General features: G+C 56.9%; 15 protein-coding genes. 2 read left to right on the top strand and 13 right to left on the bottom strand.

The annotated features are described in order from the left end of the window. Nucleotides 1–4 precede the first annotated feature (4 nt). The 8 genes from D6B98_RS16490 to D6B98_RS16455 all read right to left on the bottom strand — a co-directional run bounded on the left by D6B98_RS16490 (nucleotide 5) and on the right by D6B98_RS16455 (nucleotide 11,863). Entirely contained in the window at nucleotides 5–2,830 is a 2,826-nt protein-coding gene (locus tag D6B98_RS16490) for an Ig-like domain-containing protein (protein WP_164718664.1), read from the bottom strand. Between the two features lie 2,031 nt (nucleotides 2,831–4,861). Further along, nucleotides 4,862–5,899 carry a glycosyltransferase gene (locus D6B98_RS16485; RefSeq protein WP_126258025.1) on the bottom strand — a complete coding sequence of 346 codons (1,038 nt, stop codon included), beginning with the start codon at nucleotides 5,897–5,899 and terminating at the stop codon, nucleotides 4,862–4,864. Then, nucleotides 5,889–7,076: a glycosyltransferase family 4 protein gene (locus tag D6B98_RS16480; RefSeq protein WP_126258024.1), complete on the bottom strand. Its 1,188-nt coding sequence runs from the start codon at nucleotides 7,074–7,076 to the stop codon at nucleotides 5,889–5,891. Before D6B98_RS16480 ends, D6B98_RS16485 begins: the two co-directional genes overlap by 11 nt. Further along, on the bottom strand, nucleotides 7,034–7,876 hold the full coding sequence (locus D6B98_RS16475) for an FkbM family methyltransferase (RefSeq protein ID WP_164718663.1): 843 nt from the start codon (nucleotides 7,874–7,876) through the stop codon (nucleotides 7,034–7,036). Before D6B98_RS16475 ends, D6B98_RS16480 begins: the two co-directional genes overlap by 43 nt. A 199-nt stretch (nucleotides 7,877–8,075) precedes the next feature. Next, nucleotides 8,076–8,828 (bottom strand): class I SAM-dependent methyltransferase, encoded by a 753-nt coding sequence (locus D6B98_RS16470; protein WP_245481403.1) that lies wholly within the window; start codon nucleotides 8,826–8,828, stop codon nucleotides 8,076–8,078. 105 nt (nucleotides 8,829–8,933) lie between these two features. After that, entirely contained in the window at nucleotides 8,934–9,902 is a 969-nt protein-coding gene (locus D6B98_RS16465; protein WP_126258022.1) for a class I SAM-dependent methyltransferase, read from the bottom strand. Nucleotides 9,903–10,013: 111 nt separating this feature from the next. Then, a complete protein-coding gene (locus tag D6B98_RS16460; RefSeq protein WP_126258021.1) occupies nucleotides 10,014–11,006 on the bottom strand; it encodes a GT-B fold glycosyltransferase domain-containing protein in 993 nt (330 codons plus the stop codon). Nucleotides 11,007–11,068: 62 nt separating this feature from the next. Beyond that, complete coding sequence (locus D6B98_RS16455; RefSeq protein WP_126258020.1) at nucleotides 11,069–11,863, bottom strand: hypothetical protein; 795 nt, start codon at nucleotides 11,861–11,863, stop codon at nucleotides 11,069–11,071. Nucleotides 11,864–11,996: 133 nt separating this feature from the next. On the opposite strand from D6B98_RS16455, the gene D6B98_RS16450 reads away from it, so the two are divergent. Then, nucleotides 11,997–13,367 (top strand): O-antigen ligase family protein, encoded by a 1,371-nt coding sequence (locus D6B98_RS16450; RefSeq protein WP_126258019.1) that lies wholly within the window; start codon nucleotides 11,997–11,999, stop codon nucleotides 13,365–13,367. Nucleotides 13,368–13,399: 32 nt separating this feature from the next. Continuing rightward, nucleotides 13,400–14,479, top strand: coding sequence for a hypothetical protein (locus D6B98_RS16445; protein WP_126258018.1), 1,080 nt, complete (start codon nucleotides 13,400–13,402; stop codon nucleotides 14,477–14,479). Between the two features lie 32 nt (nucleotides 14,480–14,511). On the opposite strand, the gene D6B98_RS16440 is transcribed toward D6B98_RS16445, so the two are convergent. The 5 genes from D6B98_RS16440 to D6B98_RS16420 all read right to left on the bottom strand — a co-directional run bounded on the left by D6B98_RS16440 (nucleotide 14,512) and on the right by D6B98_RS16420 (nucleotide 19,846). Then, complete coding sequence (locus tag D6B98_RS16440) at nucleotides 14,512–15,717, bottom strand: glycosyltransferase family 2 protein (protein WP_126258017.1); 1,206 nt, start codon at nucleotides 15,715–15,717, stop codon at nucleotides 14,512–14,514. Then, nucleotides 15,665–16,816, bottom strand: a complete 1,152-nt coding sequence (locus D6B98_RS16435) for a hypothetical protein (protein WP_205680492.1) — start codon at nucleotides 16,814–16,816, stop codon at nucleotides 15,665–15,667. Before D6B98_RS16435 ends, D6B98_RS16440 begins: the two co-directional genes overlap by 53 nt. 30 nt (nucleotides 16,817–16,846) lie before the next feature. After that, nucleotides 16,847–18,334: a lipopolysaccharide biosynthesis protein gene (locus D6B98_RS16430; protein WP_126258016.1), complete on the bottom strand. Its 1,488-nt coding sequence runs from the start codon at nucleotides 18,332–18,334 to the stop codon at nucleotides 16,847–16,849. Nucleotides 18,335–18,398: 64 nt separating this feature from the next. Continuing rightward, nucleotides 18,399–19,052 carry a PIG-L deacetylase family protein gene (locus D6B98_RS16425; protein WP_126258015.1) on the bottom strand — a complete coding sequence of 218 codons (654 nt, stop codon included), beginning with the start codon at nucleotides 19,050–19,052 and terminating at the stop codon, nucleotides 18,399–18,401. Beyond that, nucleotides 19,049–19,846, bottom strand: coding sequence for a sugar phosphate nucleotidyltransferase (locus D6B98_RS16420; protein ID WP_126258014.1), 798 nt, complete (start codon nucleotides 19,844–19,846; stop codon nucleotides 19,049–19,051). Before D6B98_RS16420 ends, D6B98_RS16425 begins: the two co-directional genes overlap by 4 nt. Nucleotides 19,847–20,046 lie beyond the last annotated feature (200 nt).

Genomic DNA, 20,046 nt, shown 5'->3' with positions numbered 1-20,046 from the left:
GCGACTACGCGAAATGGAAGTCGTGGCTGTTCAGCTTGTCGAGCTGCGTGTTCTTCAGCGTCAGCGTGTCGCTTCCCGTCGCGATGACGACGTCGCGGCCTGACTGAGCCGCGTGAGAGAGAACGCTTGCAAAGCTGTCGAACACGCTCTTGCTGAACTCGATCGTGTCGTGAGCAGGTCCGCGGGCAGCGAAGTCCTTGATGACGTCGTGACCGAAGTTCGACGCGAATTCGAACGTATCCGCCCCCCTTTTGCCGACCATGACATCATTGCCCGCGGTGCTGGTCAGCGTATCGCGGCGGCCGGAGCCAATGATCGCCTCGCCCGAACTGGTCCCGACCACGTGGCCGGTCGTGTCGACCTGCTCGGCGGTAAAGGCGTGGGTCCTGCCCGACAGATCGGAGGTGTGGAAGCTCCACTTGCCATCGGCTCCCGCCGTGACCGAACCGACCGACGTCGTGCCGTCAGACAGCCTGATCTCGCTGTTGGGATCTGCAATGCCCTTGATTGTTGCGGTGTGATCCCAATGCGGACGCACATTGGTGACTTCCACCGTCGAGCTGCTCTCCTTGGGGTCATGCGAGCCAATTGGCGGATCGATCGGCTGCGACAACGCGCTGGTGTTGCCGGCAGCGTCGGTGGCGGTCGCGGTGAAGGTGTGGGACCCGTGCTTGAGATTCGGGGTCGTCACGCTCCAGTCGCCGTCGCTTCCGACCGTCGTCGTGCCAAGCAGGGTCGTGCCTTCATAGAGCTTGATCGAGCTTCCCGCCTCCGCCGTTCCGGATACCGTTGCGCGGTTATGCGTGGTGGGATCGCTCAACAGAACCGGAGCATCCGGAGCAGTGGTATCCACCGTTACATCCAGCGCAGTCGATGCCTTGCTGGTGACGCCAGAGACCGTGTCCGTCGCAGTGAGGCTGTGCTTGCCGTCGAGCAGCGCAGCGGTTGAGTAGTGCCAGGCTCCGTTGGCATCCGCCGTGGCGATGCCGAGCTGGGTCGTGCCGTCGAACACCTTTACCGTGCTGTTGGCAGCTGCAGTTCCCGCCAGGGTCAGCGTCTTGTCGCTGGTGATGTGATCACCGGCGACACCGCTGTCGGTCGAGAAAGAGGTGATCTTCGGTGCGGCAGGCGCAGTGGTGCCAGTGCCCGAGGTGCCCGTACCCGAGGTGCCAGTGCCCGAGGTGCCAGTGCCAGAGGTGCCAGTGCCAGAGGTGCCGGTGCCCGAGGTGCCGGTGCCGGACGTGCCCGTGCCGGACGTGGCGGTGCCAATGACCGGATCCACGGCCGTCGACGCTGCGCTGACGTTACCGGCAACGTCGGTCGCCTTCGCCGTCAGGGCGTGCGAACCGGCCGACAAGGCAGACGTCGTGACGCTCCACGCGCCGCTCGAGTTGGTTGTCGCCGTCCCGACCTGCGTCGTTCCATCAAACACCCTGATCGCGCTGTTCGCTTCAGCGGTCCCTGACATCACGACCTGATTGGTCGCGTTGACGGTATCGCTCGCGATCGTTGGTGCGGCGGGTGCCTTGGTGTCGACGGTAACAGCCACTGCTGCCGAGGCTGCGCTGGTCTGGCCCGACGTGTTGGTCGCGGTCGCCGTCAGCGTGTGCTTTGCGTCGGTCAGGACCTGGGTGATGTAGTCCCAGCTTCCGGTCGAAGTCGCAGTCGCCGTACCGATCTGGGTCGAACCGTCGTAGATCTTGACCGTGCTGCCGGCAGCAGCCGTGCCCTTGAGCTCGAGCGTGCTGTCGTTCGTCACACCATCGCCGCTGACGCCGCTGTCGGTCGAGAAAGAGGCTACAACCGGCGCCGCAGGGGCACTCGGAGCAGGCGAGGTTGGCGGCGTGTAGGTTGGCCCGGTGTAAGCAGGCGCATTGGCATCCTGCTCGACCTCGCCGGTCACCATGTTCACATTGTGCACGAAGGAGGTCTGGGAATAGGAGTCGTCCGGGCCAGCGGCCGGATAGTTGAACCCGAAGGCTTTGGTTACATCGAAATAGTTGTCGTGCGTGGAAAATGCCCCGCTCAGATTGGCGGCATCGGTCCCCGGACCGGAGACGGACATCCAATAGCTGACGCTGCCGATCAGAGTGTTGCCGGCAAACTCGCCCGACTTGGTGTTGTCGGCAATGAAGCCCTGGGTCGTACCGCCATCCTGGACCGCCGTGTTGTAAAGAATGTGGGTCGAATCGATGGTCGGACCATAGACTTGGAGATAGTCGCCGTGGGTGCCAGCGCCGCCCATGCCGGCCTGCTGCAGCAGGTTATATTGAATCGTGATGTCGCCACCGTCTTGACCATGGCGGCCGATCAGGTCGGAGTTGGAATTCTTCAGCCACGAATATTCAATCGTGAGGCCGGGCCCTTCCATTTCGACGAGAAATTCGGCATGCCCACCGCCACTCAGGCCGTCGATGGTACAGTTGGTGATATGCAGATTTGAGGACGACGACGTCCCTGTAATAACCGCATCCTGCGGACCCGACGGATTGAGACCATTGAAGTTCGAGTTGGTCAGGGTGGTGTTCGCTGCCGTGGTTACGACAGCCCAGCCGCCGAAATCATAACCGTCGAGCGTGACGTTGCTGCCCGTCACCGTGATGCTCTTCTGAGCCGCGTCAACGGACACGCCTGCCATCGAGATCGTTGCAGGATCCTTGAGCGTCAGCCCCGTTGGGACGCCGACGTGATAGTCCACCCCCGCGACATTCCATGCCGGCCGGTTCGCACCATAGGTGTCCAGCAAGCTCGAAAGCTGCGCTGATCCAACCGGCGCGTTCGCAGAACCGTCGTTCACTGCCATTACCTGTTCTCCTGATTTGATGTCCATCCGCATGTGCTCCACCCCGAAGGGCCTTCCCCGAGCAACATGCCATTCACTTTTATTATTGGACAAACCACCACGTGATGATCGCCGAGGCGACTATTGGCTGGGTGCCGCAGGCTTTTTTGGGACCACAACTAGGCTACGCCGGGGTGATGTTTGGCTCGCACCTGCCACACTCACTCGAAAATAAATCAAACTGCAGAAGTGCCTACACGACCGCATTGTGAATCGTTCGCAATTCAAAACAAAGAATATTATCGTCTGTCACCATTGATTTCTGTGGAAATAGTTACCGTTGCGCATTGCGGTCCGACACTTTCGTCAATCCGCAGAATCCGCCATTTAATGTCTTCGTTTACATACGAGAGTTTAATCGACACGCGAATAAATATTGTGGCAAGAAAAATCCGAACTTCATCACACTCGGCGCGCGACTCGCACTTTTTTCGTAACGACACTGCACAGTCTCAATGTGCTTCATGCTCTTTTCAGACCACAACTGGATGCGTACCGACAATAGGCCAACGAAAGCAGTTCATCGATCTCGTGCTTGGCCGTTGACGATCCGGGCGAGTGCTAGACAGACAGGCAAGGGGATCGACGTCGTTCACCCTACAGCGGCGATGATGGCCTAGTGCTCGGCTTCTTAGTCGAAGCCTGCGAACCGCGCATTTTCCAAAGCGTGATCGGACGGATGAAGCGCTCGACCGCCCTGTTCTCGAGCGCGATGCGGCCATCTTCAGTCGTCAGGGCGCTCCGGTTGGCTCGCCAGCTTGCTCTTTTGGCTGATTCAATGCGAGCTCTGCACGGAGCCCCCTGTAAAGCTTCCTCCAGCGGCCGGTTCTGTTGCCGAACGAACAGCGCTCTTCGGTGCTACGGCCACCGATGTCCTTTTCGACAGGCTTGAGCGCTTCGCCGACAACGGGAGCCCGGCCGCTGTGGCAAGTTCGAAGAAGTTACCCGCCTGCGCCACGAACAGAACGCTGGTTGAAAGACATGCGCGAGGCAGATCGGCCTAGCTCCATGGCCGGCGTCCACCGCCTAGATCCAGAGCTGACCAGTCTTGCTGACCAGTCTTGGGGTGCCCACGGCAGGGGTTGAGCAGCGGCATCATCGTTTCGTCGGCGGATAGCTGATCCCTGCCGACGACGGAGACGCTCTTGCAACGGACGCGGGTCAATGGTCCTGGCCTCGGTCTGTCAACGCTGGCCGAGCTCAATAGGCACAATTCGCGCCTGCTGGTAGAGCGGCAGGCGGACGTCCTGTTCGGAGACCAGGATCTAGGCGACGGTCGACCTCGGTCCCCTTCGATCGGCCTAGCCGGGCCCGGTGCCTGCATTGGGGCTGTCTTGGCGATCACGCTCCGAACGGCAGCTCCCGAAGAATCAGACGAGGTCATCTGTGACCTCGAGCGTGCCCACGGAGGGCGCGCGCTCCGCCTGGGATAGACTGTCGAAAACATTGTTCGCGCCAGGAATTGCGCTCGCCGCGACAATCTTCGGATTGCAGCTTCTTGCGGCAAGATTCAGCGGGACCGTAAGCGGCGCATGGGATCGGGACCTCCGAGCGACGTGGCCGGCTCGCTGGTCTTAGGACCGGCATGCGTCTTACTCTTCTACGTAATTCCATACCCGCGAGAGCTATTCGAACGCATGCTGATTCGATTTCGGGATTACATGTATATTGTCCATGCACTTCTGTTCATCTTCTTGAGTGACGCGTCCATGTTGTTCATTAGTTTACAGAAGCTCGGAAAAGATCTTGTGCGATTGTTGGGCTAGCCACACTAGCTTGAAGCTCCGATAGTTTGTTCGCGGTCATATCGAGTCTACATCGGTACCCTCTGGCCAATACGACTGCGGAATCAAGGAAGCCCGCGGCGCTGGCCTTCTCTCATCTTTCACGGCTTGTCTGGAAGAGATCTGCAAGACGTTAAGGACGAACGACTTCTCCCAGCCGCTGCCGCGCGCGTTCCCTCGGGATTCTCAGAGGTACGATGGCCGACGTTCCAGAAGACGCTGGTGCACAGGAGTTCTAGCCAACCACGTGCAATCGGAGAGAAGCGTCCGGCTTTCCGGTCTTTCCCAGCGCTCCGTCTATCAGTCCCCTAATCGTGATCTTCGCGGCGGTTGGAGCCCCCATGGCGACATATCTGGTCGCATACAACAAGCCGAAAGCAAAATGGAGGCCCCATCGCCATCCTGCCTCCCGGCGAGCGTAGACAATGCTATTGCGGGCAGACAGATACACCGACAAGTAGGAGCGCTTCCTCGGATCTACGGCAGAACCGATAGCCGTGCCCCCGATGTGCCGTACGATCGCTCGTTCTGCAAAGCCGATCAGATGCTTGTCACGGCGACGCCCCCAGTCCAGATCCTCCATGTAGAGGAAGTAATCTTCGGTCATCAGACCGACCTCTTCAACGAAGTCGCGCGTGACCAGAACGCAAGCACCGCTGATCGCGTCAATCTCAGACATCTGCTCGTGCGACGGAGCACTCCCCGCCGGAGCGTTCCGACCAACCGCTACGACACGGCCCGTCGTGGGCGACCAGTGAAGACCGTAGTTGATAATCTTATCCGGCACGTGATCGAACACCAAGGTCGCACCAACCATACCAAATCCTGCGGCAGCCTTCGCCATTAGTTCGGACAGGCAACGACTGTCCACTTCAGTGTCGGGATTGAGAACGAGCACCGCATCCCAGCCCGGGCTTTCAAGGAATTGCTCGAGCCAGGCGTTGACACCACCGCCATAGCCCAGATTGTCCACCGCAAGTCCAAGCCGAACGATATTTGTCCCGCTCGGAAATCGACATTTTTCGACGGCGGCTAGTCTTCCTCTCGCTTGATCCAGAAGATCCGAGCCACTGTGCACTTGCCGGAGCGTTCGCTCTGGACCGGCAACTACCGCCATCAGCCGCTCGAACGCCTCCTTCCCACCGTTCTCACAGACAAAGACCTCGAAATCCTTCCAATCAGAATGAACCAATGACTTCAGACAGCGATCAACATCATCCGGATTGCAGTACGAGACGATGAGCACCGCAAGTTTGGCGCGATCAGTTGCCATAGCCTAGGCGCCCTATCATCTGCTCGCGGCGCCTGCTCGCGACCGCGGTCCACGTAAAACGTTGCGCATGTTCAAGTGCTGCAACCGACATCCGTTGTCGAAGTTCGGTATCCTCGGCCAACCGACGAATAGCCGCAATCCAACCAACTGCATCATACGGATCCAACACAAGACCTTCACGTTCATTTCGGACGATCCGTCCCGCGCCCATGCTAGTCGTTAGGACCGGTAGACCGCAAGCGCACGCCTCGTAGGTGACTTGAGGTCCGCCCTCCTCCAAGGATGGGAATACGAAGATGTCCGCCGATCGATAAAGCGCCCCGACATCCTCGACATAGTCAAGCACCGTCACGTCGTCCCGTGCGAGCAAGTCGCGGCATTTCTCTTTGATGACCGGCTCCATTCGTCCAGCCAACACCAGCCTGCCCGTCACCCCGCTTTTCGCCCAATAGTCGAGGATCAAATGGGCTCCTTTTCGCACGCCAATGATCCCGACGAAGACCGCGGTCAAACCATGGTTGGAGGGAAGAAGCCGATTCTCTCCCGAAAGGCGAACTGGGTCCCAGCCGTATGCTGCTTCCAAACATTTGCTTTTCGACACACCGTTCTCAAGCAACGAAGTTTCGACCGGTTGATTCGGGCAGAATATGTAGTCTATCGCCTCCAGAATTTTGGTTTCGCGATGGACTGCCGCGTCGGTAATACCATGCATAGGCGTCGCATCAAGCTTGCCGTATGCTCGGTCAAGAATTGTCTTGGCGGTCCTGGTATGACAATTGAACTGCTCCCGAAACACCGTGACGTCACGCCGTTTCAATTCCTGGAGCAACTCCATGCTTGCGCTGGGCCAGAGATAGGCAGCCAACCTTGGCGATCGACAGCCATCCAGATATGAGAGGAACGCAGCCTCCATGCTTCGGCCAGCGCTGTTCTTCACCCAGCCATATGGGAAGTACCGCTTCCAAGCTGGCAAGGCCTCGATCACTTCCACCAGGGGCAGAGGCCATCGGCTGCGCGGAGTAACGATCGTCACGCCAAAATTCTGATCGACCATAGCCTCTGCGAGGGAGCCGCAGGTGTAGCCCACTCCTTTGCCTGTAAGCGGCAATGGCATCAAAACGCCCGTGGAGACACTCAATGCAACCTCTGTAGTATGACCGTCCAGATTGGGTGCCATCCGCGGCGCATAGTTTTCCAGAATGCAAACATCCTGCGCCTCACTCGATGAGATCCTTTCACGTGTGCCTCTGTCAGGTACCAAGTGAAGGTTACGGATAGCGGTGCAGTTCCAGACCTAAAGCATCCCCGATCGTAGACGTAGGGGCGATAGCCCAGGTCAGACAGGAATTCAGTAACCGCCGGCGAGGCAAACGCACACATCAATGCAGGTCTCAGCTGTTGTAACGTTCCATGCGCGCCCTTGAGGATATCCAGCTCCGCTCCCTGGGCATGAAGCTTGATGAGAACCGGTGCCAAGTCGAGAGAATCTAGCGCTTTGCACGTAACCCGATGCTCTCGCACTGTTAGCTTCTTGGCGTCAAAGCGGTACATCCTTCCCGGATTCTTTAGCCATGCCGTCGCCTCCTCGTAGGAAGTCGCGGCCATCCCGTCGCATTCCCATCGGCCGTATCTTGGGAGAAAAAAGTCGATAACTTCGGATCTGCAGCCAAGCGCGCAGTCGAGAATGGTCACAGCGTCATCACGACAATGGCGAAGTGCGAGTCGCTTCGCGGACCTCGGCTCGGGCTCGAAGGCTATGATACGGGAGTTTGGCGCAAGTCTCTTGAACGCGGCAGTGCTCTGGCCTCGGTTCGCGCCCACATCCACTATCAAGGCGCTTCCGATGCCGAGCAACCCAACTCCACGAAACTCCGGCTTGAAGAAGTACGGCGCAACACTGTCTTTAATAGCAAACCTGATCGCCGCAACGCCGGGAACGTTGGCATAAAGATAGCGGGCTACTGCCTTCAAATTCATAGTTGCTCGATCACTATCCTTGGGGAACGGCAAACAATTCCTCTGATATGTTTTGTGCGGCGGCCACAACTCCACACCTGAAGCAGGATGAGGTTGCCACATCGACGATCAGGTACCGCTCCAACCTTTCGTGCGCCTCGGCGTATCAATGCAATAGTACGCGGACGCACGACAAGGCGAGCGCGGTCAGCGAGCGGCCTCATTCGGCGATCCTCCAGCTAAACGGCTTCTGAGGTTCCTCGCCATCGATGGCCTCTCCAAGCATGATATACTGCTTCGCCAGATGATGCTTCAACAAGCCAAACGAAAGACGATGGAGCGTCTTTGCCTTGTAGCCTTGCATTCCGGAAATCAGACCCTTGGAGACCTTCAGACCCGCGTCGTTCATGAGCCCGATCGCCGTATCCTCGACGAAGAACCTGAGATGGGTGCGGTCCAGAATACCCGCATCCTGATATTCAAACCGGCGCTTGAACAGAAGTGGAATCGCGACACTGAGATGCGCGACATTTGGCACGGACACCACGACGTGACCACCAGGCTGGAGCAATCCTCGCACCTTCTGCAGAACAGCTTTCGACTCGACCAGATGCTCGAGGACGTCGAGCAACAATATGAGATCATACTTCTTGAGCCGAGGTAGGCATTCATCAATGCTACCCAGGATCGCCACATCCGCATTGCGGCTAAGTTCCTCTGCGACCGCGTCATTTATCTCGACGCCGGTCGTCATTGCGTCCGGGTAGATCGTTCTGATCCACCGCAACGTCTGCCCGGAGGCGGCTCCAATCTCGAGGATGCTCGTTGCGGTCCTCGGCAGCAATGGTCGTATCTCCTGACGCACATGATGAAAGTAGCAGCTCACGTTTGCTCCGGGCGCCAAGGCCCGTTGCTTGTTCAAATCGCTCAACAAAGGAGCACGGGGGTCAACCGCATGTTCGAGGCTCCGCATCTTCCAAACCCTTCCAGTCACTATGTCTATCCAAAAGCGGCCAGACCTTCACCCGGAGACCTCCGGCTGTGGCCCAGGGTGTAACGCGTTGGCATGCTGGGCCGATCAATGCAGTTGGGTTGCCCCTTCAGCCTGATTCATCTCGCCCCTTGAGGGCGGCTTCGGCACTCCCGCATCCGCCAGCATTCTCGCGAAGTCGGCCGGGTCCACGGAGTCCGGATCAACGACAATATGATCGGCCCGGTATTTGCGTTGGGCCTGAGCTGATTTGAAGTGATACGAGAGGCTTCGAAAAAGGAACGGACCTATGAACTCATGAAGCATGCCCTTCCACCTCGGAATGTTCCGTCTATCCCAGGCGGCCCAGCTTCCGGTAGCGAAGCTCGACCAGGTCGCATCGTAGTCTGACTGTTGCACGCTCAGGTCGGAAACGCTGCGCACCTTTCTCGAGAACACCATCATCACCTTCTGCTCTTCAAAGGGGATCTGATTCCTGCGGTTGAGGGCCGCTGGCGGCCTAATCAGATGCCACTTCACCGGGCGGGATGACTTGATCAGGAAGATAGCGGTATCTTCGAAGCCATTTCGTTTACTGAAAAGACTGTAGAAGAATTCGGGCGAGTACTGGTAAAGGCCGTGCGCAGGAAAGCCGTTTGCGTTCGTCGCTATAAGGACGTGTCCGCCCGGCCTGACCAGGTTCACTATGTTGTCGACCACCTGCGCGACATCAAAGATGTGTTCGATCGACCCGAAGTCGAGGAACGTATCAAACTTTTCGTGCATATCGCTCGGTATCGGAAGATTGAAATCATGTATAAGCGATGCGCCTTCGAAAGCTGATGCGTCAATCGAGACGATGTTCTCGGCACCAAGCTTGCGAAGGAGCGACTCGCAGTAGCACCCGACTGCAATCGACTGATCGTATGCGAGCTTTGACTTCTTCTGAACCGCATGAAATTCCTGCTTCCAGAAATGAACCTCATGTCTTCCGAGAGTGACCGTATTCCGAAAATCGAATCCATAGACTCGGTTCGCGAAGCTGAGCGCACGGAGGCCCGTCAGATCGATACCCACAACTCTCTCCCTCTGGACGCTGGACCATGACCTGGCCCCTCCTGCGAGGTCACGTCGTTATCGCGGCCCACTGACAATTCTCAATCTCCAGATCTGTGTATTCGGTCGACATCATCGTGCCGGACTCCAGGCTTTGATAAAGCCGGACCGAGCATAGTAGACGCGTCTACGTGCGCCTCGAACCATTCGGAGACCTTCACGCGCAAGCGAGGATAGAAGCGAAGATGGCACGGCGACCGGACCCAGAGGCTCGAGCCATTCACGGATTTGCGGATGTCCAGGTACGAGCGTCTCGAGAAGCTTGTTCCAGAGCTTCGGCTCCATGGAATCGTGAAAGTGAAGTACACTCACTCCCGTTATCTTTGCCCCGTCATAATTTCCCGGCAGATAGCTACACAGGGGGAAGTTGCTTGAATCCGGGAGCGCTTGCCAAGCCAGCCCGAGCCGGATCACCGTCAAACCCAGCACGACTTGATCCATGAAGTGCACTTGCGAGTGTGTACGGGCCACTTGCCGGTCAAGAAATGTCTTGAAGTCGGCGAGAAATTCCCTCCCGAACCGCGTGTTGCGCCGATACACGTAGAGGCCCGCGTTCCAGTAGAACCTAATGCGGTGTCCATCGCCCGTCTGGAGCCATGGAAGGTCGTCAGCAACTCTTCCGATGAGTGCAGCGGACCGCTCCCAGAACGGATCATTTGGATCGGTTACTCCCCCCGACCCGATCACACCGGCATCCGGAGCGCTCGCGATGAAATCTACCCCAGGAGGAAGTTCAAGTCCGTTGGGCTCACGCAAGAACAGGATATCACTGTCGATCCACGCAATCGCCTCTGTTGTGACCCTGCTCTCGACGGCAGCAATCGCCTCCGCCTTATTCATATAATGGTGCCAGACATACGGATTATCGGGAAAGACGCGTAGATGCTTGATCCCAAGCTCCTCCATTCGGCGATGCGTCTCTCGCGTGAGAACCGGAGTAGACCGAGGCGTGACGGCAATAACTTCCAGGTTTGCAAAGCGGCCGCCGAAGCGCCGAAGGCTCTCCACCATGCGCAGCGTAAGTGGCTCCAGCATCCCTGACTCGATGCAGACCACAATCGTCATCGAAGGCTGCTGCTTACCAGCAGCATCGTCCTGCCTCTGCACGGCACCACTCAAGCAATCGGTCAAATGGCATCCTCACTTGCTTGTGCAAATCCCAGTTCCCTCGCCTTTGCTTCAGGACACTCGAACTTGGGGGTTAGCGTGGGCGCGCTCAGTATCGCCCTGTATCTCAGCCGGAGACGACGAAGCAGCAGCGGCAGGGGATTCCTGGTCAACTGAACGATTACCGTCGGCCAAGGAAGTTGCGCCGTCCACTTCCGAGTCATGAAGCGGTAGGCCGCCAGGTAGGAGTGGTCGAGACGAAGAGTTGCCTTGCTATTGTGGATAATCGGCAGGTCGATCACGTAGGACTTCATGCCGGCCCTCTTTGCCTCCAGCACGATGTCTGTTCCGTACAGGTGGAAGGAGGGTAGGCTCGGATCGAACAGGGTGCCCGCAGCTCGGCGCACGATCAAAACGACCTCATCGAGACTCGCAGCAGGGCGGGGCCGGTCAAATCGCCCGCCGCATACGGTGCCCAGGCCGGAATCCCACAAATGCCCGACGAACTCTCCATCGGGCGTCATGCCGCAGATACCGGCGACAGCCCATGACGGGTCAATCGAATTCAATCTCTCGCAAGCTGCCCGCAGCGCCATAAACCAGCCCTCGGGAAAATAAACGTCCTGATGGGCGAATACGACGATATCCGACTTGGCCGCCGCGATCGCCTGGTGATATGCCGCTGATGCGGCGGTGGCCCCCCAGATAACGGAAACCTTAATACGGTTGTCCGCAAGTTCTGGAGATCGGTTCAGATTTCGAGCAAGTGTCGCTTGCTCGTTGGCGACGCAATAAACCTCGATCGAACAGGTCATTTCCCACCTTCGGCCGCACGGCCAATTAAATTAAATATACAGCCGCAAGATTTATTATCAACATATTATTTGGCAATGGACATTAAATAATATATACCCTGACCTAAATTAATGTTTCGATCGAGAAGGGCTCATGTCGTCCTACGGCCTCAATGGATCCGGCCTGGCGGAAAGTGGACCGCTACTCCAGGCCGGTGCGTTTGAAAGGAAAAACGCGACGGGTTCAAATGGATGGGTGGCATGGCTGCTTTTGGTCGGGTGCGCCATGCCCTCGTACATGACGATGTTCGTGGGGGGTGCCAAGTTCATTCCGGCGCGGATTGTAATCTCCTTGCTGATGATTCCTGCCCTGGCCCAGCTGTTTCAAAGAGGGCGACGGCTATGCGCATCGGATTTCTTCGTATGCGCTGCGTCAGCTTGGATGTTCGTGGCGGTACTGCAAACCGATCAAGGGTCGTCTTCCGCGGCCGCTCTCGTCCTCGAATTTTCCGGCGGCTACATCGTAGCTCGCGCTTACTTTTCTGGGCGCCAGGGGTTGGAGACTTTTGTTCGAGTCCTGAAGCCTGTTACCGCAGCGATCGTTGCTGTTGCGGTCCTGGAGCATCTCACCCGGCACAATGTCGTCGCAGCCCTTATGGGCTTGCAGAGCACGGGCTATGAATATCGTTACGGCTTGCTGCGAGCGACCTCAACATTTCCTCACGCGATCCTATTCGGCTCATTCTGCGCCGTCGCCGGCGCCATCTTTCTGTACTCGGAGCGCAGCTTCCTTGGTCGAACTTTGTATTGCGGGCTGTGCCTTTTTGGATGTGTCCTATCAATGTCTTCGGCGCCGCTGATGGCATTCGGGATTGTACTATCCGTCTATTTTTATGATCAGATGCTGCGAGGGCAACGCTGGAGATGGCACGCCTTGGTGGCAAGCCTTTTCATGTTCCTTGGAATCGTATTTCTGGCCGCTAACAAGCCATTCTCTTGGATCGTCGCAAACCTGACGCTCGACCCAGCTACCGGATATTTCCGCGTCGCGACTTGGGAAAGCGCCAGCTACTATATCGATCTCTCTCCTTATGTAGGGTACGGATTCGGCTCGTACGCGTCCCCTGATGATTTCTTTGGCAACGCCTCAGTCGACAGTGTTTGGCTGACCTTGGCGCTCCGGTTTGGTATCCCACTGGTCATATTTATTCTGCTAGCGAATATTGCAGCATTCTTTCCGTCCAGGCGGACCGCCAGCATTCCGCACGGCCTTGATGCTTATATGAGGAATATGCGTACGGCATTCACATTGGGTCTCGCAATGTTCATGTTCGTGGGCTTGACAGTCCACTATTGGAACAACAGCTGGATACTTTGGGGGATTTGGATCGGCATTCGCGCGTCGCTAAAGGAGGACTCCGTCGCGGCAGCCGAAAGCCTAGTGCTCTATCGCCAAGAGATGGCTAGCGCCGATCGTGACCTCACCGTCGGGCACGTAACTCGGGGACTCTATGCGTCTAGGTAACGAACCTCGCCGGGCAAGGCTCCCGCTTCCCCATGACAGCCCGCTATATTAAACCTCTTCTCGTGTTCGCGCTGCCTTGGTCGATAGCCGCTAGCCAGGCGCAAAACGTCCCTTCCGCAGAGATGCCCGCGCCGGAGCGCTCTGCAGTCGACAAGTCAGCCCACGACGACGGCTCCGGCCACGCGCCCGCTTGTACAATTCAGTATCCGTCTCTCCTGACCAAGTACAGAGTCCGTCCGCAGTGGAGGGTAGCGGGTGTGGATTATTGCGTTGGCTATTCGACGAATACTCCTATCAACGATCCGGCAACGATCTCGATGGAAGGCGTTTCGCTCGACCTGGCTCAGAAGAGCATCACGGTGACAGGCGACGATGTTACGCTCGACGGTTATGATTTCAGCGGCTGGTCCGTTGTGACTACGGCAGCAAACACCAGCCTGATCAACTCGAGATTCGACGGTCTGAATCCAGGTGGTCCGCAGAGTAGTGTCATCAGCGGCACACCGTCCGCCTCCAATTTGCGCATCATCAATTGCATCATTGACGGCCTGAGCGGGGGCGGACGTGCCGAATTCCTGGTCGAAATGGAAGGGCCCGGCCTCACGATCGAGTATTCGTGGCTGAAGAGTTCCAATTCCGATCTGATCGGCCGGCATGGCCGAGACGGCGGCAACATCATCATTCGGTATAATTTACTGGAACAGGCGGGAATGCGCGGCCCAGGGACCCACGGGGACTATCTGCAGGTTTACGGGCCGACCGTGGAAGCGACCCGCATCCTTTACAACACCGCGGTCCAGAATGGCGGCAGCACTCAGGGGTTCATTGCCGATAACACAAACTCGGGCGAGTTTGGCTGCAATACCCTGATCGGCAGCGTCACCTACTGGATGTCGGTATCCGGTCCGGGCACCGACGCCGCCAATCTGTCCGGGATATTCTCTACGCATGACAACTATTTTGATGTGACAAAGGCCTTTGGCTTTAACTATCCGGCAGCCGGGCCAAACGACCGTTACGCGAAGACCGTTTTCACAAACAACATAAACATGGTAACCGGGCGGGTCGTCCAGGACGCCACAAGGCCGAAGCCGAAACCCTCACGCCCGTGACTTCGCGCATCACTCAACATCCGACGTGGCTGCTACGCCTTTGACGTGAGCTTCCTCTTGAGGCGGCGAAGCCTGCCGATAATCGGTGCAGGGAGAAGCAGCCAGCAGGCCAGTCCCATGAGCGCGAAAGTGTCCTGCCCCCGCAGGGCCAGCAGGTAGCGGCCCCGTTGCCTCAACACTGGAAGAAGTTCGCGAAACCGAGTGCCCCTTCTGCGATACGAGGCAATGATCCCGACGGCCTCACGGGCCAGGAAATGTCTGGCTCGCAATTGCAACTGAACGCGCTTTCGTTCATTCCCGATTCTGCGCTCGGCGGTGAGCGTTATAAGATCAATCAGTTTCTTGAGATCCTCCAGGTGGCTCTCGAGAGCTAGCCGAGATGTCTGCGTGGCGTCGTGAAGGGAATAGGAGCCACAGCATTCATTTATAAAACCTGCCTTACCTTCGAGCAGCAATGGGAGATGCCTTGAAAGATCACTCGCGAACGGCCATCCTGCCGGGAATCCTCCCCAGGCCCGGAGTCTCTCGGTACGAAGAAGCGTGGTGCAACCTTGCACCATGATGCGCCGTCTCAGATATTCATCAAGGACATCCACGCCGTCCCAGATTCCAGTCGTCAGATTTCGACTAGCCTGTGGTGGCAGGTTGCGCCCAGACGCGACGATACGAGCCTCACCCAATGCCATCACGATCGGTAGTTCGGGCTCTCTTCGGATCAGCGAAAGGCATCGTTCCAACAGCCACGGCGCAATTCTGTCGTCGTCTGGAACAAATACGATATAGTCACCTCTCGCCTGTGCCACGCAAGCATTCCAGTTTGCGGTCGCCCCTATGTTCTTGGGCTGACGCACGACGCGTAGTCTTTCGTCATTGAATTGGCCCAGGACCAGGGCAGTTTCATCGGTCGACGCATTGTCTGACACGAGCACTTCGAAATGTGGATACGATTGATTCAGCGCCAGGCGAACACAATCCCGCAACCACGTAGCTCGATTGAACGTAGGAATTGCAATGGTCACCAAAGGGTCGGTCCACCGCGAGACAGGATCCGGTCCCGCGATGGCCTCTTCAGCTTCCGACCGCTCCAGACTGACGGCTGAAGCTGAATTCTCGATCTCGCTTGAAACTCGCATGGCGAACTCGAAGACCTGTGTCATTCCCTCGGTGGCGATCACTGACGACCGATCAATGTTCCATTGCTCCGATTTTCCCGGCATCCGAAGTAGCATGGGGCCCATCGACTAGCTCCAATCGCGATCTCTCCTTTAAACGACCATCAGCGAGTCCCCGCTCGTGCGGTGCGTCAGTAATCCTTTCCAGCCACACTTCACGCCACCAGGAGTAGATGCTCCTCGGGCAGAACATTTTGCAATTGCTGTATCGAGACCTGCACCAAACGTCCTCCAAGATCACAGCCGGAGTCTTGAGTGACCTCATCCTTCCGGTCTTCTCATCGATGAATCTGGTCATCTGTGCCTTAACCTTGTAGACGCCGCCGCAATACGGGACCAGCTCCGCATCAAAAGCCATGCCTCGATTTATGTTTTCGGCATCGACGGTCGCGAGAATTTCCTTGTAAGTCTTCACTCGCACTAATTCACCAGGCTGGAGGTTCAAGGTGACAGTCGGAGTCTGATGCCGATGTGGTATTTTTCCCTTCCACCTCGGAAACGGAATGCCGCCCCGCAGTTCCTGGAAGAAGTCGTAAGCCAGGCGGGAAACGTGACCCAGTCGTGCCCTCTTGGCGAGTGCAAGATGCCAGTAGGCCAGGTATACGAATCCGCGCGCGATCCGTCCCAAGCTGGCGTTCCCGGAGGTATAATCCTCCACGTACTGCCTGACGTCCCACCATCGAGCCAACGTGGTAAAGCGCGGCAATTCGGTTGCCTGGCAGGAGTATCGGATCTCTGCATCCGCGGCACTATCGCCGATACGCGTCCCGCGAAGGACGTCTTCCTCTGTACATTGGCCTTTGCCTTGTCTGACGCGCTCGTTCCGACGATCTGGTGAAATCACCACACCGTTTTCGGTTTCGTTGATGGGCCTGAGCCAAGCCTCCTTCCAGAAAATGAGACATGCAGCTTGGCAGCCACCATACGCCTCACCGTCGCATCGTAGATCAAGATGGATACCGTTCGGGAGCCATCTGCCACCGGTGTTTGTGACGGTGTCACAAGTCTTGTGGGAACGCTTGTAGACCTTGAATCGCTTACCACAATACTTGAACATTTGCGGCATGAACGGGAGCCCCTCGAAGCGACCACTGCTGTCGAGCGTTCCAAGGATTTCTTCCTTTGTCCGCACTTCTACCCAGTCGCCCGCTCGCAGCTTAGTCATCTTGCCCTCCAAAGGCGGCGGCGTCGTCCACTATTGAACCTTAGCCGCGCTTTTTTCGTGAGTTTTCGTGGAAAGTGCGCCTTGCAGTTCCTTCAACAGATCGAAGTAGACTGTCTTCTGTCCCATAAGGAACAGCAGCATCCAGACATAGGTTGCGACGATAGTGCAGCCTCCAAGAAGGAGCCTCAGGAGATGCGACTCTGAACCTCCAAGACAGAGTTGCGCTCCGAAAGCTACTGCTGCCGCTGCCGCTCCTGCGAGCAATGGCCTGCCTGCTGCGAAAAGAATATCCCGTGGAGAAATAACCGTGCCGTGCAAACACCAGAGAACGTGGGGGATGAGCCACAATACCATCGCGGAGGAATACGCGAACGCGACACCCGTCGGACCGTACGGCAATCCGATGAGGTAAGCCGCACCTACCAGAGGAGCGATCACTAGGGCGATCTTCAGACTTCGTACTTGTAGGCCTGCGGAATACAACAACCACGCAAGGGGATTGATAATGCCGAACACCAAGATAGTGGGAGTCAAAAGGCGGAAAATGACCGCCGTATCTCTCCACTTCGGCCCAAGCACGACCTCGACGATGTCATCCACGAACACGGCACAGAATACCGTGATGGGTAGCGTCATCGACAGGACGATGGTATAGCCCTTCAGGAAGTAGCTCTTCAGTCGAGGCAAATCGCTCTGAATCCGCGACAATCCTGAAAACGCGACGCCTCCAATCGCTCCGTTGAGCTCTGCCGTTGGCAGATTGACAAGCCGATATCCTCGTTCATAGATCCCAAGAGCATCGGCTCCCCAATACCGGCCGAGAAGCAACTTCTCGAAATTGTAGGCAACGTACACCACGAGAGAATTCAAGGTGACTATACCGCCAAAACTCAACATGCCACGGACTCCGGCAGTCCGGCGCGGTGGGCCGGGAATCCACCCCGCGGCGACCCATACGCACACGATGTACACCGCAGTCGAAATCAGCGTCATTCCTAGAATGGCCCAATATGCCAAACCGTAAAAGGCCATAGCAACTCCCGCAGCAACGCTTACCGCCTGTGAGAGCACTTCAATGGCTGTCAACGTTGTGTACCGCAGTTGACGCTGAAGCAGTGCTGAATGCTGCACTGCTACGGCGCTCAGGAAAAATCCAAAGCCTGCTGCGACAGTCAGCCAGAACAGACGAGGCTCATTGTAGAACTCCACGAGAGCAGGTGCGGCTGCCGCGCAGATGAGCGCGAGCATCATTCCGACCGCAAGATTGACCCAAAACAATGTCGACATTTGTTCGTTGGTGACGGTCTCTTTCTGAACTGTGGCCGACGACAATCCTGCCGTTGTGAAGAGTTGAAGAGCCCCAGTGACGGCCGTTGTCATCGCAACCAATCCGAAATCCTGCGGGTCCAGCAGGCGCGCGAGGGCTGCCATGACACCAAGTCGAAGAGCGAAATTCGCCGCTTGGCCGCAAAGCCGCACCACGCCGCCGCGAATCATCATCCCCTTGAGGTTGTCCATTCCAATCCCCGGTAGAGAGAGTTCGGCATCGGCTCGCTTTTGGACACGCTTCCCCAACGCCTTGTCACCACAGGGTGAGTTTATTCGCCACAAATGCCTCAGCATATTTTTCCGGCGCCCGACATTCCATGCCCCGCAGCCGCGCTAGACCGCGAAAGACCTCCGGATCGAACCATTGTTTGGAACGCTGGCTTCCAAAGTGCGACATCAGCAGATCGATCTTCCGTTGCAATGCTCCAGCCGAAACGGGCGAATACATATTCGGTCGACCGAGGTCTCCATCCCATTTAGGAATCTCATACTCGAGAATGAGATGATCTCTGAATGTATTCCAGGTTAAACGCGACACCTGACGATGATCTTGATGGGCGTCGTTTCCGCGGTGCGTCAGGATCAGATCCGGCTCGACGCGTCGCTTCAACGACTCAAACCACTTCTTGATCTCGTCACCCTGCTCCGGAAAGAAGCCGTCTCGAAATGCCATTGCTTCAATCTGAGAACGAGCGGCTTCGGACACAAATTCTGCAGCAGACGCCCTCGCCTCACTCTCACGTTCACCTGGCGCGCTAAGTACACACCAATGCACGTCAAGCCGAACGCCACGCGCAATCAAATTCAGAATTGTCGCACCGGCACCTATTTCGATATCATCCGAGTGCGCACCGAGACAAAGGATCGAGAGACGCTCTCCGGGCGCGGCAAGTCGGAAGCCCTTCATGAAGCCGCCTGCGTGCGCGCTTCCGGAATAACCTTCCAGGGCATTTCGCCGCGCTCGATCATCTCCTCAAGAACCTGGCGATCCCGCAGCGTATCCATCGCGCGCCAGAACCCTTCGTACCTGTATGCCATAAGTTTTCCGTCCTCGATCAGGCGATTGAAGGGTTCGAGCACGAGCTCCTCGCCCTCACGTATGTAGTTGAAGATCTCCTTCCGGAAAATGAAGTAGCCCCCATTGATCCAGATCTCGGACTGCTGACTAGAGCGCAAACGCTTGACGGTGTCTCCGCCGTTGAATTCAGCAAGGTGAAAATTGAACGGAGGATGCACGGCAACAAAACATCCCACCATTCCACTCTTCTTGAATCGCTCGATCATTTCAGGTAACGGCGCGTCGGTCAGACCGTCACTGTAATTTGCAAGAAAGACATCCTCGTTCTCCACGAGAGAGCGCACCGCCATCAAGCGCTGACCGATGTTTCGCCAAATGCCAGTGTCAACCAGCGCCACCTGCCAATCTGGTGGCTGCTCGCCGATGACCTCAACCTTCCTGCCGAAGTTGGAAACAACGCAATCGCTGTGAGCCCAACGATCCGAGTTCAGGAAATACTCCTTGATCGCGTTGGCTTTGTACCCGAGACACAATATGAAATCGCGGTGACCATACTGGCTGTAGTATTGCATAACGTGCCAGAGCATCGGGTGTTGTCCGACCGGCACCATGGGCTTCGGAATGCTTTCAGAATATTCTCGTATGCGGGTTCCGAGGCCCCCACAGAACAGTACGACTTTCATAGCAGCGATTCCCATGTTTCTGCCGGCCTTTTCGATCGCGGCAGATGGCTACAAGCGGGGCAGGCGTCTATTTAATATATAACACCATCACTATTTAATTCACATTTTACATCACGAGCCACATTAATCAATATTTTTCGAAAACTATTTTGAGATTCCGCTCTTAAGCACTATAATTGTTGATATTTCCAGGCATTTGA

Source organism: Bradyrhizobium sp. LVM 105 (assembly GCF_003957705.1).
Lineage (GTDB): Bacteria > Pseudomonadota > Alphaproteobacteria > Rhizobiales > Xanthobacteraceae > Bradyrhizobium > Bradyrhizobium frederickii.
Note: the sequence above shows the minus strand (reverse complement) of the source record. Positions and strands in the feature narration are given on the sequence as shown.

What these genes read in the sequence shown, in the direction of transcription:
- D6B98_RS16440 (WP_126258017.1), bottom strand. Translation starts at nt 15,717, where the DNA reads ATGGGCCCCATGCTACTTCGGATGCCGGGAAAATCGGAGCAATGGAAC.
- D6B98_RS16455 (WP_126258020.1), bottom strand. Translation starts at nt 11,863, where the DNA reads ATGACCTGTTCGATCGAGGTTTATTGCGTCGCCAACGAGCAAGCGACA.
- D6B98_RS16460 (WP_126258021.1), bottom strand. Translation starts at nt 11,006, where the DNA reads ATGACGATTGTGGTCTGCATCGAGTCAGGGATGCTGGAGCCACTTACG.
- D6B98_RS16470 (WP_245481403.1), bottom strand. Translation starts at nt 8,828, where the DNA reads ATGCGGAGCCTCGAACATGCGGTTGACCCCCGTGCTCCTTTGTTGAGC.
- D6B98_RS16480 (WP_126258024.1), bottom strand. Translation starts at nt 7,076, where the DNA reads ATGGCACCCAATCTGGACGGTCATACTACAGAGGTTGCATTGAGTGTC.
- D6B98_RS16425 (WP_126258015.1), bottom strand. Translation starts at nt 19,052, where the DNA reads ATGAAGGGCTTCCGACTTGCCGCGCCCGGAGAGCGTCTCTCGATCCTT.
- D6B98_RS16485 (WP_126258025.1), bottom strand. Translation starts at nt 5,899, where the DNA reads ATGGCAACTGATCGCGCCAAACTTGCGGTGCTCATCGTCTCGTACTGC.
- D6B98_RS16475 (WP_164718663.1), bottom strand. Translation starts at nt 7,876, where the DNA reads ATGAATTTGAAGGCAGTAGCCCGCTATCTTTATGCCAACGTTCCCGGC.
- D6B98_RS16445 (WP_126258018.1), top strand. Translation starts at nt 13,400, where the DNA reads ATGACAGCCCGCTATATTAAACCTCTTCTCGTGTTCGCGCTGCCTTGG.
- D6B98_RS16420 (WP_126258014.1), bottom strand. Translation starts at nt 19,846, where the DNA reads ATGAAAGTCGTACTGTTCTGTGGGGGCCTCGGAACCCGCATACGAGAA.
- D6B98_RS16490 (WP_164718664.1), bottom strand. Translation starts at nt 2,830, where the DNA reads ATGGACATCAAATCAGGAGAACAGGTAATGGCAGTGAACGACGGTTCT.
- D6B98_RS16435 (WP_205680492.1), bottom strand. Translation starts at nt 16,816, where the DNA reads ATGACTAAGCTGCGAGCGGGCGACTGGGTAGAAGTGCGGACAAAGGAA.
- D6B98_RS16450 (WP_126258019.1), top strand. Translation starts at nt 11,997, where the DNA reads ATGTCGTCCTACGGCCTCAATGGATCCGGCCTGGCGGAAAGTGGACCG.
- D6B98_RS16430 (WP_126258016.1), bottom strand. Translation starts at nt 18,334, where the DNA reads ATGGACAACCTCAAGGGGATGATGATTCGCGGCGGCGTGGTGCGGCTT.